Annotated in this window: 15 protein-coding genes, 1 tRNA gene and 2 pseudogenes; 8 read left to right on the forward strand and 10 right to left on the reverse strand. The window is 41.6% G+C overall.

The window, feature by feature from the left end; translation table 11 throughout:
• Positions 1 to 56: 56 nt before the first annotated feature.
• Positions 57 to 141, reverse strand: a tRNA-Leu gene (locus MF1_RS05625).
• Positions 142 to 467: 326 nt separating this feature from the next.
• Between MF1_RS05625 and MF1_RS05630 the strand changes: the two genes are divergently transcribed.
• From MF1_RS05630 to MF1_RS06990, 3 genes and pseudogenes are all read left to right on the forward strand, one after another.
• A complete protein-coding gene (locus tag MF1_RS05630) occupies positions 468 to 1,076 on the forward strand; it encodes a YqaA family protein (RefSeq protein ID WP_161510655.1) in 609 nt (202 codons plus the stop codon).
• Positions 1,077 to 1,088: 12 nt separating this feature from the next.
• Positions 1,089 to 1,661, forward strand: a complete 573-nt coding sequence (locus MF1_RS05635) for a disulfide bond formation protein B (protein WP_014924468.1) — start codon at positions 1,089 to 1,091, stop codon at positions 1,659 to 1,661.
• Between the two features lie 590 nt (positions 1,662 to 2,251).
• Positions 2,252 to 2,649, forward strand: a pseudogene (locus MF1_RS06990) (type II toxin-antitoxin system PemK/MazF family toxin); the annotation flags it as partial.
• A 467-nt stretch (positions 2,650 to 3,116) separates the two neighbouring features.
• Here the strand turns inward: MF1_RS06990 and MF1_RS05640 are convergent.
• On the reverse strand, positions 3,117 to 3,419 hold the full coding sequence (locus MF1_RS05640; RefSeq protein WP_161510656.1) for a hypothetical protein: 303 nt from the start codon (positions 3,417 to 3,419) through the stop codon (positions 3,117 to 3,119).
• A 76-nt stretch (positions 3,420 to 3,495) separates the two neighbouring features.
• Between MF1_RS05640 and MF1_RS05645 the strand changes: the two genes are divergently transcribed.
• The 3 genes and pseudogenes from MF1_RS05645 to MF1_RS06995 all read left to right on the forward strand — a co-directional run.
• Entirely contained in the window at positions 3,496 to 4,320 is an 825-nt protein-coding gene (locus tag MF1_RS05645) for a VIT1/CCC1 transporter family protein (protein WP_161510657.1), read from the forward strand.
• Positions 4,321 to 4,578: 258 nt separating this feature from the next.
• Positions 4,579 to 5,136 carry a dUTP diphosphatase gene (dut, locus tag MF1_RS05650; RefSeq protein WP_174235339.1) on the forward strand — a complete coding sequence of 186 codons (558 nt, stop codon included), beginning with the start codon at positions 4,579 to 4,581 and terminating at the stop codon, positions 5,134 to 5,136.
• Positions 5,137 to 5,176: 40 nt separating this feature from the next.
• Positions 5,177 to 5,399, forward strand: a pseudogene (locus tag MF1_RS06995) (dUTP diphosphatase); the annotation flags it as partial.
• A gap of 346 nt (positions 5,400 to 5,745) precedes the next feature.
• On the opposite strand, the gene MF1_RS05660 reads toward MF1_RS06995, so the two are convergent.
• Both MF1_RS05660 and MF1_RS05665 read right to left on the reverse strand, forming a co-directional pair.
• Positions 5,746 to 6,255: a biopolymer transporter ExbD gene (locus tag MF1_RS05660; protein WP_014924472.1), complete on the reverse strand. Its 510-nt coding sequence runs from the start codon at positions 6,253 to 6,255 to the stop codon at positions 5,746 to 5,748.
• Positions 6,252 to 7,094: a MotA/TolQ/ExbB proton channel family protein gene (locus MF1_RS05665; RefSeq protein WP_014924473.1), complete on the reverse strand. Its 843-nt coding sequence runs from the start codon at positions 7,092 to 7,094 to the stop codon at positions 6,252 to 6,254. The genes MF1_RS05660 and MF1_RS05665 overlap by 4 nt, the downstream gene beginning before the upstream one ends.
• A gap of 478 nt (positions 7,095 to 7,572) precedes the next feature.
• Here MF1_RS05665 and MF1_RS05670 point away from each other — a divergent pair, with 478 nt between their 5' ends.
• Positions 7,573 to 7,899 (forward strand): ElaB/YgaM/YqjD family protein, encoded by a 327-nt coding sequence (locus MF1_RS05670; protein WP_011179806.1) that lies wholly within the window; start codon positions 7,573 to 7,575, stop codon positions 7,897 to 7,899.
• A 3-nt stretch (positions 7,900 to 7,902) separates the two neighbouring features.
• Positions 7,903 to 8,340, forward strand: coding sequence for a hypothetical protein (locus tag MF1_RS05675; RefSeq protein WP_014924474.1), 438 nt, complete (start codon positions 7,903 to 7,905; stop codon positions 8,338 to 8,340).
• Positions 8,341 to 8,676: 336 nt separating this feature from the next.
• On the opposite strand, the gene glmM is transcribed toward MF1_RS05675, so the two are convergent.
• The 6 genes from glmM to MF1_RS05710 form a co-directional block, all read right to left on the reverse strand.
• Positions 8,677 to 10,056: a phosphoglucosamine mutase gene (gene glmM, locus MF1_RS05680; protein ID WP_042995485.1), complete on the reverse strand. Its 1,380-nt coding sequence runs from the start codon at positions 10,054 to 10,056 to the stop codon at positions 8,677 to 8,679.
• Positions 10,057 to 10,516: 460 nt separating this feature from the next.
• Entirely contained in the window at positions 10,517 to 12,670 is a 2,154-nt protein-coding gene (gene ftsH / locus MF1_RS05685) for an ATP-dependent zinc metalloprotease FtsH (RefSeq protein WP_042995486.1), read from the reverse strand.
• Between the two features lie 112 nt (positions 12,671 to 12,782).
• Positions 12,783 to 14,213, reverse strand: coding sequence for a tRNA lysidine(34) synthetase TilS (gene tilS, locus MF1_RS05690; RefSeq protein WP_042995487.1), 1,431 nt, complete (start codon positions 14,211 to 14,213; stop codon positions 12,783 to 12,785).
• 421 nt (positions 14,214 to 14,634) lie between these two features.
• On the reverse strand, positions 14,635 to 14,862 hold the full coding sequence (locus MF1_RS05700) for a hypothetical protein (RefSeq protein ID WP_161510658.1): 228 nt from the start codon (positions 14,860 to 14,862) through the stop codon (positions 14,635 to 14,637).
• Positions 14,863 to 15,350: 488 nt separating this feature from the next.
• Positions 15,351 to 15,869: a peptidoglycan-associated lipoprotein Pal gene (gene pal, locus MF1_RS05705; protein WP_042995491.1), complete on the reverse strand. Its 519-nt coding sequence runs from the start codon at positions 15,867 to 15,869 to the stop codon at positions 15,351 to 15,353.
• A 211-nt stretch (positions 15,870 to 16,080) separates the two neighbouring features.
• Positions 16,081 to 16,770 (reverse strand): DUF1013 domain-containing protein, encoded by a 690-nt coding sequence (locus MF1_RS05710; protein ID WP_014924479.1) that lies wholly within the window; start codon positions 16,768 to 16,770, stop codon positions 16,081 to 16,083.
• Positions 16,771 to 17,089 lie beyond the last annotated feature (319 nt).

Here is a 17,089-nt window from a genome sequence, read left to right on the forward strand (position 1 = left end):
TGAGAGATAAGGCGCTATCAGATGATAGCGTAGAGAATTCTAAGGAAAGAGGAAAATGGTGCGGGTGGTCGGACTCGAACCGACACTCCTCTCGGAACCAGATTTTGAGTCTGGCGCGTCTACCAGTTCCACCACACCCGCACACTGTCATAGAATAACAGACTTAGCTATTATCTCTTTGCACTATATGAAGAAGCACAGATTCGTCAACACCAGACTTCTCGTTTTTTAAGCATTCGTATTATTTTTGTTCCATTGGAATTTATGGAGGATTTTTCCCTCAGAGAGTTTTATAGAATGTTTGCTTCTGTTGACGAATCTGTGCTTCTTCATGGATTTAGGGAGTATTTTCCCTATCTGGTTTATGGAGTGTGCCCGGCCTCTTTGGATTTATAAGCTATTTTCCTCACCTAGCTTATAGAGTATAATTTGCAAAGTTTTTACCTCTTAGGCTTATGAAAGACCTGATGATATTAAACAGATTAAAGCTTTGGACGATTTCTTTAGCGAATCGACGTACAGCACCACACTGGCTTGGGTTCATTGCTTTTATGGAAAGTTCTGTCTTTCCGATTCCGGTAGATGTTTTGTATATTCCAATAGCACTTGTCCATCCCAAGAAGGTTTATCGCTATGCTTTTATTGCCACGGCGTGTTCTGTTTTGGGGGGAATTTTTGGTTGGTTTATTGGAAATTTTGCCTATGACAGTCTTGCCAAACCGATTTTAGAATTTTACGGTCGAATTGAAAATTTTCAAGCGCTGCAAAACGGTGTGACACTGCAATTTCTAGTAATTTTACTGGCTCTTTCAGGTTTTTTGCACCTTCCACCTATCAAGATTGTCACGATTTTGGCAGGTGTCATGGGTATGCATCTTGGACTTTTTGTTCTCACTTGTATTTTTGCACGGGGGGCTCGTTTTTATCTTCTCGCGTGGCTCATTCGGCGTTTTGGACGTCAAGCAATGAATTTTCTTGCCCGTCATTTGCAATGGATTGCTCTTATTGGTTGTATTATGCTTTTATTGATTTATGGCACTTTCACAGCTTTTGTGAAGAAATACCTTTTATTGTAAGGAACATGCGCAATGACATGCATCTTATCTTCCCGATCTCTTTTGAACAGGCATTTTCATTGTGAACCAAGCAGAAAAGAACAAAGTTTATGGGCTTTTTTTCTGTTTTTTTGTCTGTCTGCCACTATAGGTCTCCTACTCGGCTTTGAACATATTGGAGGTTATCTTCCTTGCGATTTATGCCTCATTGAACGTTTTCTGTATTATAGTGCTATACCATTTTTGATTTTAGCCGGTTTTGGGGCATGGTTTTTTCGCATGTCTTTTTGGGTACAACTTTTATTTTTGTGTGTTTTTGTCTTAATGAGCATCAGTCTTGTTTTAGGAATATATCATGCGGGTATCGAATATGGCTTTTGGCTAGCTCCTTCCAGCTGTGGTTCCCGTGCCCCAAGAGTGATCACAGACGTCACCCAGCTGTTTAACCGATTAAACAACATCCACCCTCCTTCCTGTTCTGAAACATCAAAACGCTTTCTTTTTCTCTCATTTGCTGGTTGGAATGTCGTTTCTAGCCTGTTTTATATGCTGACCAGCCTCTATATTGCTTCAAAAGGACTCCTTTCAGGCCACCTAAAATTATAACCACAAAACACAAACGAAACCGCGTGCATCCTTATTTCTCTCATTCTCTCCAATCCAAGTGTACGTCAAAATTTTGCTCACTTTTTTCCCCTCTTTATCTCAGTATTGCAGGCGTTTTCCGGTACGCATGGCTTCCTTTTCCTGCAACACCCACCTCTGCTGCTCCAACCTTTGCACTAAGACAGCAAAAAATTAAAAGACACGCATATTTTATCATTTCATTTTTCTGTACTTCTTTACAATATTTTGATTGAAGCACACCTGGAAAAGGTTTGTAAGAGAAATGAAGGATAAAGGTCAAAGAAATACGAAGGATCTGCTCTGTCCGAGGACGAAAAACACAATGCCTCTTTTTTCATCCTTATCGCCTTTCCCAGATATAAGCCAACTTGAAGCGCACCTTGAAAAGGTTTATAAGAGAAATGAAGGGTAAAGGTCGAAGAAATACGAAGGATCTGCTCTGTCCGAGGATGAAAAACACAATGCCTCTTTTTTCATCCTTATCGCCTTTCTCAGATAAGCCAGCTTGAAGTACTCGATGACATATGATGGATCCTATGACCCCAATGCATGGCAAGAAACATCATACACGCTTTGGAGATCTCAATGCTCCTTACAAAAGCCGCCCTTTATAAAACCATCCATTAAATTTGCACCACGCATGAGGCAAGTTTTTTGGTGTGATTTTGCTCATGATGCAATATTGCCTGAATCTTGGAAAAAGCGATCTATTTTCGTGCTCTAAGAAGGCAAAACTGTATAGAAATGTTACAGTTTTAACCTTTACGATGAAATCACAACCGAAGAGTCTCGCTGCTTATCCGCTGCAATCTTCTATAGAATATAAAAAAGCACGGATTATCTCATTATGTTACAGCAGTCTGCGTGAGTCACTTAAGTTGTTCGCACACCGTTCCAAGGTTGCCTTAAAGAAGAGTTTGATAAAATTGTAATTTTTATACTCAAATATTTACCGCGTTTACGACATCAACTTTTAAAAGAAATGAACAGATTGTTATCTGCGGTTTCCATAATGATGGCTGCTCCCCAGCAAGGGGAAACAGGAATGCAGGAGTGGACAACCGCTCCTTTTATCGTTTTAGGCGGTATACTTCCTGCTATTTAAGAAGTCTTGTGAGATATTTTCAGCTTATCCCTGAAAAATCTTCAGCACTCTTTCTGCTGTTCCTAGTCTTCAAGTATCTGCCAATTGGATCAACAAAATGGTTTTTGTGCTGTTAAATCAGTCAATTTTTTTATGCCATCCGCTCAAACTGCGCAATAAACATCCTTAAAGGCGGTTCTAAAGAGCTAATAAAAACTGTTTCAGATCAGCACCATCCTTGTCTTTACCAAGATCCAATCTTGCCAGGACTCTTGCACTTAAACGGTTTTGTAGCCTTCCTTTTCAATCCACCCACCAATTCCACCTTTTGAACTGCGATCCAAAAATTTTTATTGATTATAGACAAGAGCGCATGAGATTGATAATTTATGATGAAAAATCAATAGATTGATTCCTTTGGAAACAAAATTTTTTCCAACAGAGCTTCCTTCGTCTAATCCACCAACATAATCTCTGGCCCAATCCTTCGACAGAATCTTCCAAGTCCCTCGGCACAATCCTTTGCATTTCTCTGTGCCGACAATTGTTTCCCCTAGAGCTTTTATAAACTGGCTTTTTTCCTGACTTTTTCGACCGATTTTTTTGTTTTTTTGACCAAAATGCTTCTTTTTTTCACCACTCTTTTTTCTCAATTCTTGTATTTTAGATTGACTTTCGCTTTTTTCATCTTATATCTTAGAATTATTCTAAAGTGCAAAGGAACAGAAAATGTTGAAGTCGTTTTTTTCATTTGTACAACGCAAAGCTCTGTCCTTTCGTTCAGCACAAAAGATGATGCTTCGTGCCCTTAAAACAAAAGAGCAATATGCAGCTCTCTATTTAAGATACGCGAAAGCTTTAGAGCCTTATTCTTCCAAGCAAGCAGCAATTTTTACAGCAATGGGCATCCAAGAGCTTGAAAATTATAAAAAGCTTCTTTGCCTTTCTTGTAGCAGCCGTACAAGCAGTCATAGTGTCAGCGCTGTAGGGTCATTGTGTAAACGGCCTTCTTTTGTAACAAGCAAGCGCCACTACGCAAACTCTCGAACAACAACGACAAATCAGACCACAAAAAAGCCATCAAAAACCCAAAAACAAACGCTTTTAACGTGGATTCAGCCTGGTCTTGCGGGATTAATGGACGGATCAGTTTCCACCCTTGCACCAATTTTTGCGGCAGCTTTTGCAACGGGTGATACACATCAAACCTTTTTGATAGGGCTCTCGGCTTCGATTGGTGCAGGTCTTTCGATGGGTTTTACAGAAGCAGCCCATGACGATGGGAAATTATCAGGCCGTGGTTCTCCATTTAAAAGAGGTCTTGCCAGCGGCATTATGACAACGCTGGGAGGATTAGGGCATGCTCTCCCTTATTTAATCAACTCTTTTTACGTCGCAACAGTTCTTGCATTTATTATTGTCTTTTTCGAACTTTGGGCCATAGTGTGGATCCAAAATAAATTCATGTCGACACCCTTTTGGCGAGCCTCTTTACAGGTGATCATTGGTGGAGCTTTGGTTTTTGCCACAGGTATTTTTATTGGCAATATCTGAACGAGACACTGGGCTTTTCTCTTCATGGATCGTTAAAATTCTCAGGATCAAAAATAAATTCTCAAAATGAATGTCTGTCGACACCCTTTTGGCAAGCCTTTTACAGGTGATCATTGGTGGAGCTTTGGTTTTTGCCACGGATATTTTTCTTGGCAATCTCTGAAAAAAGCGCGAGTCTTCACCCAGAGGTTTTTATTAGCTTGTTTTTATGAAAAGCTTTTGTTAAGTGGTATTTTTTATTTATACTATGGAAATACGATGCCTCATCTTCAAACCGATATGCAGCGCAATAGTCAAGAGAGCCACTCTTTGTCTCCTCTTTCGCAGGATTCGCAACATGTAGCTTTATCCGTTGAACGTCTTGAACATGGACAAGGTTTAGAGCTTCCTCACTATGCGACATCAGGCTCTGCTGGTCTTGATCTACGGGCAGCGCTTGCGGAAGAGGAAACGGTTGTGCTTGCGCCCGGCCAGCGCGCCTTGATTCCGACGGGTCTTGTCTTTCATCTTTTGCCTGGTTTTGAAGCACAAATACGTCCACGTTCTGGCTTAGCCTTCAAACACGGCATCACATGTTTGAATACGCCTGGAACAATTGATAGCGATTACCGTGGCGAAATCAAAATCCTTCTGATCAACTTAGGACAAGAAAACTTTTCTATTCAGCGTGGGATGCGTATTGCACAAACAGTTATCGCACCTGTCGTTCAAGTGAATGTTTGTGCAATTGAGCCAGATCAAAAAGACAGCAGCCAAACCCCAAGCAATGGAGGGAGTCGTGGCGCAAATGGCTTTGGCTCCACAGGTCACGACTAGACTGAGAGAAAAAAACACCCCCCTTCTGTCACTGAACAGGAGAGACTCCTCCCGCCTCACGCTCAAGCATACCATCACATGTCTGAACATATCTGGAACCATCGAGAGCGATTACCGTGGCGAAATCAAAATCCTTCTGATCAACTTCAGAACAAGAAAACTTTTCTATTCAGCGTGGGATGCGTATTGCACAAACAGTCGTTGCACCGGTTGTTCAGGTGAATGTTTACACAATTGAGCTAGATCAAAAAGACAGCCCTTAATATATGGACATGCCCACTAGAGAGCTAGCTCTTACTACATACGAACGCTTACATCACTTGCATAACCGCTGCTCTATCACCTGTTGCAGGCACTACACTCTCACTTGCAGCACCTTTTGCAACAACATTGGAAGATTAAAGAAAGCAGCTAAACACCAAGCAATGAAGAAAGTCATGGTGCAGGTAGCTTTGGCTCCACAGGTCACGATTAAGTAGAGAGAAACGGCAAATTATTTCTATATATTTCCTGGATAATGGAAATGGCCTTTACTGTAGGGCTAAAACCTCCACGGACGAGCTATTGGTCATACCATTAACCGCACTCTCCACCGCGCACACGCTTGCATCACTTGCCATACCCCATTACCGCATCACTATCGCTCATCGTGCCTGCTGTTTTGTCTCTTATCGCGCCTTTTGCAACAACATTAGGAGATTTTTGCAATCCCATAAGACCGACTTTGGTATATCCAACAAACCGTATTTGATTCAACAAATCCACAATAGCCCCGTAATCGATTTCACGATCGGCTTTGATTAAAATCTTTGTTTCTAGATTTCGGTTTGTTTTCTCCAACAAGGCTTCAGTAAAGCTTGTTTGGCTGACCAGATTATCAGCAACATAAAGAGAACGATCTTTTTGCAAAGTCACATAAAGTGGTTCCTCAGGCTGCATCACAGAAGAAGCTTGTGTGATGGAAGGCAGCTGAACGGGAATAACAGATGTTGCTAAAGGTGCAGCCACCATAAAAACAATAAGCAACACCAAAACAACATCAATGAAAGGCGTCACATTGATTTCATTGTGCAACCCACTTTCATCTATATCGCAATCATCAATAAAGTTCGCTTTCATTTTTTATGACTTTTCTGTTGTCTGTGCCTATCGAGTTCACGGCTCAAGAGCCTTTCAAGTGCAGCAGCAATATCGCCTAAATCATTTCGATAACTGCTTAAAGCACGCATAAGGCTATTATACAGAACAACAGCGGGAATAGCCACAAAAAGCCCGACAGCCGTTGCAAGTAAGGCTTCGGCAATTCCAGGAGCAACCACATCGAGCCGCGTTATTTGTGACTCAGCAATTCCGATGAAAGAATTCATGATTCCCCAAACTGTTGCAAAGAGACCAACAAAGGGGGCAATGGCCCCAATGGTTGCAAGAACAGCGCTCCCACATGCAACACGGCGCATATCAGCAAGCAAACAACGCGACAAAAGCGAACGTATCCGCTCCTTCACGCCCTCATTAACGTCACGGGTAATCTCTCCATATCGAGAAATCTCCTCATAAGGGATGGTTTCTTCAGAGGAAGCACCTTGCCCACCTTGTTTTTCACTCGAATCTTCCGTTGCAATAAAATTGACTTGTTGTGTGGAAAGATAAACCTCTTTCAGCGTTTCTTTTAAAAAGGTCACACCGGGTCCTTTACTGTCTTTCAAGCTCGCAGCTAGACGTGTGAGGGTTTGGGCCTTAAGAACCAATCGCAGTTCACGACGCGCTCTTCGTTTTGCCAGCGTAATCTCAACAATTTTAACAAAAGCAATTGTCCAAGACGCAAGAGAAGCCAGCAACAAAATAACGATAACGGCCTTCACAACCCAATCAGCTGCTATAAATATAGAAAAAGGGGAAAGATCATGTGCCGCCAATACAGCAGAAGTTTTGCCTAAGGATACTGTCTCAGATTCCATTTTTCTCTCACATTACGGTGGTCTTCTCTTTTTGATCTTACAGTTGCATCAGCATCTGGCGTAGCATCATTTTCCCCACTCTATGACTTCCCTCTTCCTTTTACTGTCTACTGTCTTACTATCTATTAAATTTAAAAAATAAAACTTGATAAATCAAGTATAGTTTTATTTCAGGAAACGCCTCTTTCAAGAGCGAACCCTCAAGAAATTTCTCCCTCTCCACAATCAAAAATAATTTTATTTTAAAACATAAAATAAGTTTTTTGCATGGATTTAACTGGCAAGATGCGTTTCACGGACAAGATTAATCTTACAGACAAGATTGATTTTATCAAAACAGTTTAAAATTGAACAAAATGATGGAACTAAAAAAATTGTTTGACGTTACCCAAGCAGTGAAAATTTTTATTCCAATGCAAATGATCACTGTAAACACACAAAAACGCAGAATGATGAATCAACAGAGGGAAAGAGTATCATGGCAAACAACAAAACAACAGAGAATAATAAAACAGCAGCAGAAAAAGATCTGCAAACACAATTAGAAAAACTACGCAATGAAATTTCCGGTATAACCTCGACACTGACAAATCTTGGTGCAAACAAATTAAACGCAGCCAAAAATAAAGCCGAAAAACTGTATCACTCAGCGAAAGAAAACAGTGAAGACGTTCTGTCTCAAGCAAAAGACAAAATAGGAGACCTTGAACAAAGCATGAATCAATGCGTTCGTAAAAACCCTGGCAAAAGCGTTCTATTTGCAGCAGGGGTTGGGTTTATTCTGGCTCAATTATTGCGTCGTTAAACCATGCATACGTTTATCGCTCCCCTTTTAAACCATCTTATCGGTGGAGGGTTTAAAAGCACCGTCAAGCAAGTAGGTCTTCAAGCAATTTGCTGTGGAATTATTAGCATTTCATTGTTCATGTCTTTAATATTTTTATGTGTCATCAGTTTTATTGCGTTATGTTCGGTGATGACGCCTCTTGTAGCAGCCAGCACGCTGTTTTTCATTTGGCTTTTTCTTGCGGGACTAGGTGTTTGTGTCAGCCGATTTCTCAAAGCCTACCAGCGCTACGATCAACAAAAGAAATCAGAAGAACAACTCCATAAGCTGATGACGGACGCAACATTTTCTGGTGTTGCACTGCTCAGCAAACATCTGCCTTTTGCTAAATTAGGCGTTCCAATCCTTGGGCTTGCAACCTATCTTTTGTGGAAAAAAGACAAAAAAAACCACTCTTAAAGATTAAAGTATGTATTTTGGATTCTATCCACCTACGATGCTTTCTCTCTTCAAGAGAAAGCATCATTTTTGTCTTCCATGCACCCATATTTTGGAAAATTTAATCCTTGAGATTGCAGACAGAACGACAAAAGTGCATCAACTTTCATCATCCTATAAGCTATAAAACGTTTCTCTTATTGTATGAACAGTAAAATAACAAGAATGTTCTACAAGAAGCATTGTCCGGTGATCATCGACTCTCCACCTCTCTGATGATTTTTCAACGGAGATGATAATCATCAGCAGCCAAAATTCATGAAAAAACAATCATTCTACAGGTTTGAGAGAAAGCATTCACGATCCCTCAAGAGAAGCGCCTACTTTTGAAAGGGCATCATGATGTGCGATAACATCCACCATCTCTGCCACAACAGCGTCAAGAACTTCTCGCTCATCGCCTTCTCCCATAATACGGATCACTGGCTCAGTTCCAGAAGCACGGATCACCAATCGTGCTTCGTTTCCCAAACGCTGCGTTGCTTGATCTATTGCCGTTTTGACCTGATTCTTTTTCAGCACATTTTTGTTTTTAATCGTTACATTTTTTAAAATTTGTGGCACAGGTTCAAAGCGCTTACACAAGTGACTCATAGAGCTTTGACTTTCTTGCATACAAGCTAAAATCTGTAAAGCAGCCACCAACCCATCGCCGGTTGTCCCAAAATCACTCAGTACAATATGTCCAGATGCCTCGCCCCCAATATTATATCCCTTTTGGCGCATGGCATCGACAACATAGCGATCCCCAACATTTGTTCGAACAAGCTCCAACCCCTTACTATTCAAAAAGCGCTCGAGTCCAAGATTTGACATAATGGTTGTGACAACACCATTGCCCTGCAACCGCCCAGTTTTATGCCAATGTTCAGCAATGACAGCGATCAACTGATCTCCATCAACGGTTTGCGCTTTTTCATCGACAATGAGAACACGATCTCCATCGCCATCGAGAGCAATTCCTACATCAGCACGTACTTCATGAACTTTTTGTTTTAAAGAAGCCAAATCGGTTGATCCACATTTCTGATTAATATTGGTACCGTTTGGCGCATCATTAATAGCAAAGACCTCAGCTCCCAATTCCCACAAAGCACGCGGTGCAGCTTTATAAGCAGCACCATTAGCGCAATCCACAACAATACGGAGAGAATCTAAGCGAACATCACGTGGCAAAGTTCGTTTAGCATATTCGATATAACGGTAAATATCACCCTCAACCCGTTTTGCATAGCCGATTTCGGCGCAACTGGCTAAGGATTTTGAAAGATCTGTATCTATCAATTGTTCAATTTTTTTTTCTATCTCATCTGAAAGCTTAAAACCATCAGGACCAAAAAGTTTAATACCATTATCATAAAAGGGATTATGAGAAGCAGAAATCATCACTCCAAGATCAGCACGCAACGAACGGCAAAGCATAGCAACAGCAGGCGTTGGCACAGGCCCCAACAAAAAAGCTTCCATCCCAGCAGCAGTAAATCCTGAAACCAAAGCATTTTCCAACATATAACCAGATAAACGGGTATCTTTACCAATCACTACACGACGCGACTGACGTTGTGATCGAAACAAAACCCCTACAGCCATCCCTACTTTCATGGCAAAATCTGGTGTCATAGGAAAAACATTGGCCTTGCCACGAATTCCGTCTGTACCAAAATATTTTTGTGCCATCCCTCTTTCCTTTTTATACACACTTCTTCTCTTCCAGTTTTAACAGAGCAAAACTCTGGTACACCCCCCCAATATGGTGAGATCAGTGCATCCCTTCATTCCTTCAAACAATCAAGATGCGCACCATACCTCCATCCAGAACAAATTTCTCACCCTTAAAGACCATGCCCATTCCATATGCTTTTATGCTCTACACACTGCGAAATATCATTCTTTAATGCGTTTTGGTCATGCAGCCTTTCTTCGAACACAATCAAAAGATAACCTCATCGTCTCCTTCATCGGATGAGCAGATGCACTCTGAAGGAAATCGCGCCGTTTTTTCTCTCAGATTCTTCTAAAGCAGAAGCAGCACACTCCCTGTTCTCACATTCCCTTCTAAATATTGTTTCAAAGACTTAAGATGAGTCTGCACGCCCCCTCAAAGAATTGTCTTAGAATTTTTTAAAGTCACAGCCACTCAAACGTCGCTAGATGATCCCTGTTTGCCTTTAGGTTCGGCAGTATTTAACGCTTTTTCAGCGTTTGTGTTACTTTCAGAAAAATTTGCTGCTCCAGCAGGATCTTTTATGCTTCGTGTTTTTTTCTCAGCCCCATGAGTTTTTGCTCCTTTTAACTTAGCATCATTGGGTTTGGCATTACTGGATTTTGTTTTTTCGTTTTCAGCTTTTAGTTTTTTCTTCCCTCCGTTTGCTTTATGCACATCTGTTTCATTCACCGTTACTTTATCGGCCTCAATCTTACTTGCTCCGGTCTTAGGCACAGATGAAGTGCGCAGAGAAGCATTTTCATCTTTCTGAGTTCGTGAAGGAGGTTTTCCTGCAATAATTTCATTAATTTCAGCACCGGTTAAAGTTTCATATTCTAATAAACCTTGTGCAAGAGCGAACCATTCTTTCTTTTTTGTTTTCAGAATTTTTGTAGCACTTGTATAAGCAGCATCAATGAGCTTACGCACTTCAGCATCAATCATACGCGCTGTTTCTTCAGAGACATTTTGTGTTCGTGCAACAGAATGGCCTAAAAAGACTTCATCCTGGTTATCACCATAGGCGACATTTCCAAGAAGATCAGAAAAGCCCCACCGTGTGATCATCGCCCGCGCTAACTTTGTCGCTTGTTCGATATCAGAAGAAGCACCGGATGTGATATTTTCTTTGCCGAATTTCAATTCTTCGGCCACGCGCCCTCCCATCATAATAGCCAGACGAGAAATCATCCACCGATAGCTCATTGAATAGCGATCACCCTCGGGCAACTGCATGACCATGCCCAAAGCTCTTCCCCTTGGCACGATTGTTGCTTTGTGGACAGGATCGGCGACAGGCACATTGAGAGCTACGATAGCATGTCCTGCTTCGTGATATGCGGTGAGTTCTTTTTCTTCTTGTGTCATAGCGGTTGAACGGCGTTCAGCCCCCATCATCACTTTGTCTTTCGCATCTTCGAACTCTTGCATAGTCACAACTCTTTTATTGCGGCTAGCAGCCATGAGAGCAGCTTCATTAACAAGATTCATCAGGTCAGCACCGGAAAATCCTGGCGTTCCTCTTGCCAAAATTTTCAAATCAACATTTGGGGCTAAAGGTACGTTGCGCACATGCACTTTCAAAATTTGTTCACGGCCGGAAATATCCGGGTTTGGCACGACGACTTGCCGATCAAAGCGGCCTGGTCTTAACAAGGCAGGATCGAGCACATCGGGACGGTTTGTTGCAGCAATGAGAATGATACTTTCATTGGGCTCAAAACCATCCATTTCGACAAGCAACTGATTTAACGTCTGCTCACGTTCATCGTTGCCCCCACCCAATCCGGCACCCCGATGGCGTCCGACAGCATCGATTTCATCGATAAAAATAATACAGGGTGCATTTTTTTTAGCTTGTTCAAACATATCCCGCACACGGCTTGCACCCACACCGACGAACATTTCAACAAAATCGGACCCTGAAATGGTAAAGAACGGCACATTGGCTTCACCTGCAACAGAACGGGCAAGCAAGGTTTTACCAGTTCCGGGCGGACCAACAAGCAAAACGCCCCGTGGAATACGCCCGCCTAGGCGTTGAAATTTTTGTGGTTCACGTAAAAATTCGACAATTTCCTGTAGATCCTGCTTTGCTTCTTCAACGCCGGCAACATCCTGAAAAGTAACGCGCCCCTGCGCTTCAGTAAGCAATTTTGCTTTTGATTTTCCAAATCCCATTGCCCCGCGCGATCCACTTTGCATTTGTCGCATAAAGAAGATCCACGCCCCAACGATAATAATAACAGGGAGCAAGGAAAAAAGAAGATTGAGAAAGATACTATTGCCAGAGCTTTCAGGAACAGCCTTAACATTCACATTTTTGCTTTCCAATTTTTGTATCAAGCCTGGATCCCGTGGAGCATAGGTCGAAATAATTCTATTCTCAACAGTTTTTCCTGTTAACTTTTGGCCTTGAATGGTCACAGTCTTAAGCTCATTATTTTCGACTTTCTGCAAGAATTCGGAATAGGAGATCTCTCCACCTCCGGAACGCTGGCTATCTCCATTAAAGAGAGAAAACGATACAATCAAAATCAAGGCAATGACTCCCCAAACGAAGAGCGAACGGTAATTGGAATTCATATTAAGCCCACTTTAAAATACAGATTTTAAACAGTCGTCCTTAACATATAACCTTGTCTGCTCCTTGCCAAGGTGTGAGAAGATGTTTATTCTCTTTTAGAGTGATTTTTCTTTATCTTTCCACCTTGATATCAAAAAAAGGTTCAAGAACATTCACAAAAGGAACATCTTCGCATGACAAAAGCCAATCGAAGGGAGCCATAATCCGCTTTATGATGATATTTTGTTGAGATGTCGTGTGATTGGTCAACTCTGGAATATCGTACCCTTTTTCATTTGAAATCATCAGCAGCGATTGTAGAGAGGGGAAATGAGCGTTTTCGAGATCGAAATTGTTGTTTTTGAAAAGAGATTTCAGCTGTTGCAAACCCGCTGCTCCAATTTTTATGGTGTCATCCCCACGGTTTGTGATCTGATAGCGTCCATCCCATAAAAAAGTTTTTCCTGGTTCAACAATTCCTTCTTTAATATTCCGAGATTCGCGCCAGAAAGCAAGCCCGCTTCTGTTCGATTCAATGACCGATCCAGCCAGAGTAAAGCGCCGCTTTTCTGGAGAGTGAAGACATAATTTTGGGACGAGAGTGTTTAATTTTTTAGTGGGAAGCAAATAAAAGCCCCCTCCCATTAGCACCGCAAAGAGGCCCACAACGAAGGGAAAACCTGAATGTTGCTGTAAAAATGACACAGGCTTTGCAATAAAACAACGCCCATGTTCAACAGTGACATCCAAAGCTAAAATCAAATTGGCAACATTTTGTGCCTGTTTACGGCGTTGAAGCGTAGCTTCATGAACCTTTTGGGCAATGCCAGCAAATTTTTTTGGGTGAAGAGACTGCCGCACACGCACGCGTTCAAAATTGGGATTTTCATTGGTTGGATCATCAATCCATGTTTTTCCCTTTAAGCGCAAATAAGCCTGCAATGTTTTCCGCTTTACGCCAAGGAGGGGACGAATCAAGCGCACTGTTTGATGCAACAACGCTTCACGCGGAATACAAGATAAACCGCGCTCATACATCAGCCCATAGCTTCTTTCGGCAATATTTGCTCTAGTTTCTGTAGAACAAACCCCATCACGCATATCTTCGAAGGCTTCTCGTTGCAAAACATCTGCACTCTTTTGGAGACGTTGGCAGCGCATCTGATAGGTTTCAACCTGATCATTAAGCGTATGCCCTGTCATAATAAGCGTTGCGCCTTGTTTTTGTGCTTCTTTAAAAAGGAGATCATAGCGTACAGTACGGGCACTTGAAATGATATGGGTTTTCGGCTTTTTACCTTCCCACCGCACAATGACATGTTGAATGTGATGGGCTCGACAAATTTCTGCAACACTTTCTGCTTCACAAGCTGATTCTCTCCGCAATTGATGATCAACGGTAACAACAATTATTTCCGTAGGAACAGAGAGTGTTTTTAAATGGTCTTTGACCAAAAATAGCAAAGCAAGCGAATCACTCCCCCCTGACACCGCAAGGATCACCTTTCGACACTGGATAAAATCTGATGTTTTAAAGAGATTTCCTGCTAGTCTAATACACACCGCAAACGACTCCGCTCCTTTTAAAAGATTTACAAAAGACAGACTTCAGCGTTTTAGAGCGTTTTGATCTGTTGACAAAAAGCGCACAAAGCTTTTTCTTATAATCAAGAACCATCATACTTCCCTGCTAATTTTAGCAAAATCTTGGAAGAATAAAGCATCTTTTTGTCTAAATACCATACAGTAAGATAAACTTGTGCTGTTTCATGGGAGCGTTTTGTCCCAACAAAGCTTCAGCCAACCAAAACAAAGCGTCATCACTCAAAGGGCCTTTTTCATAACGACGTCGAAAAGCGCAAAAAGCTTTTTCATCTTCAACATAATTGCCAGAAAGAAGAGAATTGTAGGCTTTTTTGTCCAATGCTTGGGAGATAGAAGAGGTAAATCTTGAACACGATACAGTTTGCCATGCTTGCTTTCTTCATGTGTTGCCTCTAAAGGGCTCTGTATTTACTCCAGAAGTTTCCCTGTCTCCTCGGATAATTATCACTTCCTTCAAGCGTTCACCAGTTTCTTGCGAAAAATCATGCATTTTTTCCGAACGGCTTTTATGATCACGGCTCTCCATAAAGGCATGCGCCTCCACATTATAGCTCTCTCTATGGGCAATGTGGTTTTGCCCCTTTTGGATTAGATACTCCTGATCCATCTTCTCCTTTATGACCTGAAATTTTGATCCAAAATAGCATTCTCAGAAGGACAAAAATAACTATAAAGAGTCTTTTTTATCAAAAAACCGGTGAAATTGCTTTTGAACATTTTCCAGATCCATTAGCTTAAGCACCGTGAAAAGCCTCTTTAAGAGCCTATTCAAATCATAATCTTTAAACAGAGCCTGCTGATTTTCCAAAATAAGTTCTCGACTTTGAATCATACCCTGAAAAGAGAGATCCGTACCTGGGCAGAAAAATCGGATTCTGAAGTCGCAAAAGCCGCATCTGGAACGGGTAGGAGCTCGGTTATAGGAAGAGAATTCAGAAGCCTTTCGCGGTGCACTTTGAGCAGCTAAAGCAAAACAAGCCATGAAAACCGATGTAAAAAAAACAGCTTGCCAATTTTGTTCCTTACACACCCACACAGGTTTCTTCTCCAAAAAACCAATCTAAGAGTTTAGACAAACCATTAACACCGGTTTTTTTAACCACCGTTCATATTATTGATCGTTGTAACAGCACGTCGATTTTGGTTCCAACAGGAAATATCGTCACACACTGCAACAGGTCTTTCTTTTCCGTAAGAAATCGTTTGCATCCGTTGGGAAGACACGCCAAGAGAAATCAAATAGTCTCGTACAGCAACAGCACGACGCTGTCCAAGTGCCAAATTATATTCCCGTGTTCCCCGCTCATCAGCATGACCTTCAATCACAATAGAATAGGAAGGATGACGAAGCAACCATTGTGCTTGACGGATTAAAACAGCTTCGGCATCAGGCTCAATGGAAGAAGAATCGAGACTAAAGAAAACACGATCTCCAACGTTAACAGTAAAATCCTGCCCTGAACCTAAAAGCGCCTGATTAAAGCCAGCACCCTTCAAAAAGGAGCCATTCATACCGTCAGCACCAACATGTTTCCTGCCGCACCCCACCAGGGACAGTGAGAAAAAAAGAACTACGGCTAAGGGCTGAAGGCTAATATTTTTAAGAGAGCGCATGCATTGATTCTCCTTATTTAGTAAACATCACTATTGAAGGAGGATACATTCTTTCAATAGCGTCTCAAGAATAACTGTTAATTCCTAATGAAGACAAAATATTTTTTATTTTTTTACCTACGGTTATTTTTTAGTCTCTGATCGTTTTCTCACCGACAGCCTTTGCGCACACATATGAAATCGCGCTTACACTTTGACATGCGTCATCCTGTTATGCATCACCTTCACGGCTTTTCTGAAGCGCGTTGAGCTTGGCAAAAACTTTATCAGCATCAAAATTCTTGTTGAGATCTTGTTTATGCTGATCTTCATGGAAAGCAATATTTTCTGTAACCGATGCGGGGAGTAAAGATCTGTCAGCCTCGTTAGAGACAGGGTGATTTTTTGCAGCACGCTGGAGTTCAATATCCAAATCGATTTGCAAACACAAGCCAAGCCCTACAGGATCAAGAGGGACTAAATTAGCACTATTCCAATGGGTTCTGTGGCGAATTTGTTCAATGGTTGCTTTTGTTGTTCCAATCAACCTTGCAATCTGGGCATCTTTTAACTCAGGATGATTGATCACTAACCATAAGATACCATTTGGGCGATCTTGGCGTCGCGAAAGAGGGATATAGCGAGCACCTTTACGTTTTTTTTCGGGGATGTGGACTTTTGACTCGGAAATTTTCAAGCGAGCATTTTTGTCTGCTTCCACCCGTGCGATTTCACTGCGTGTCAATTGCCCAGAACTAATGGGATTAAGGCCTTTAATACCATAAGCAGCTTCGCCATCAGCAATAGCTTTTATTTCCAACACATGCAATTTACAAAATTCTGCAATCTGATCAAAAGAAAGCGCTGTATTATCAACCAGCCAAACAGCTGTAGCTTTGGGCATCAAAAGTTGCGTTGCCATCTCTGTAATATCCTTTTATTCGCCTTTTAAAAAGGTAGATTATTGCTCACGCTGGAACTCTGGAGCATTTTCTCCTCTATTGCCGGGCTCTGTTCACCTGCTCCGATAAAGTGAGATATGGAATAAACCACTTTTGCCATGAAATTACACTCTATTATAGCGTGATTTTCGATTGACGACAAGACATCTATCTTGCGATACCTCTCAAGAAAGTCTCTTTACCTTTAAGATAAATTTTCTTATTAAAGGATATACTAATATATTTCACCCTATGGTGCAATTTCACCTTATGGTGCAGCGTATTTGTTAGCCCATCTTT

The sequence above is a fragment of the Bartonella quintana genome, assembly GCF_009936175.1.
GTDB classification, from domain to species: domain Bacteria; phylum Pseudomonadota; class Alphaproteobacteria; order Rhizobiales; family Rhizobiaceae; genus Bartonella; species Bartonella quintana.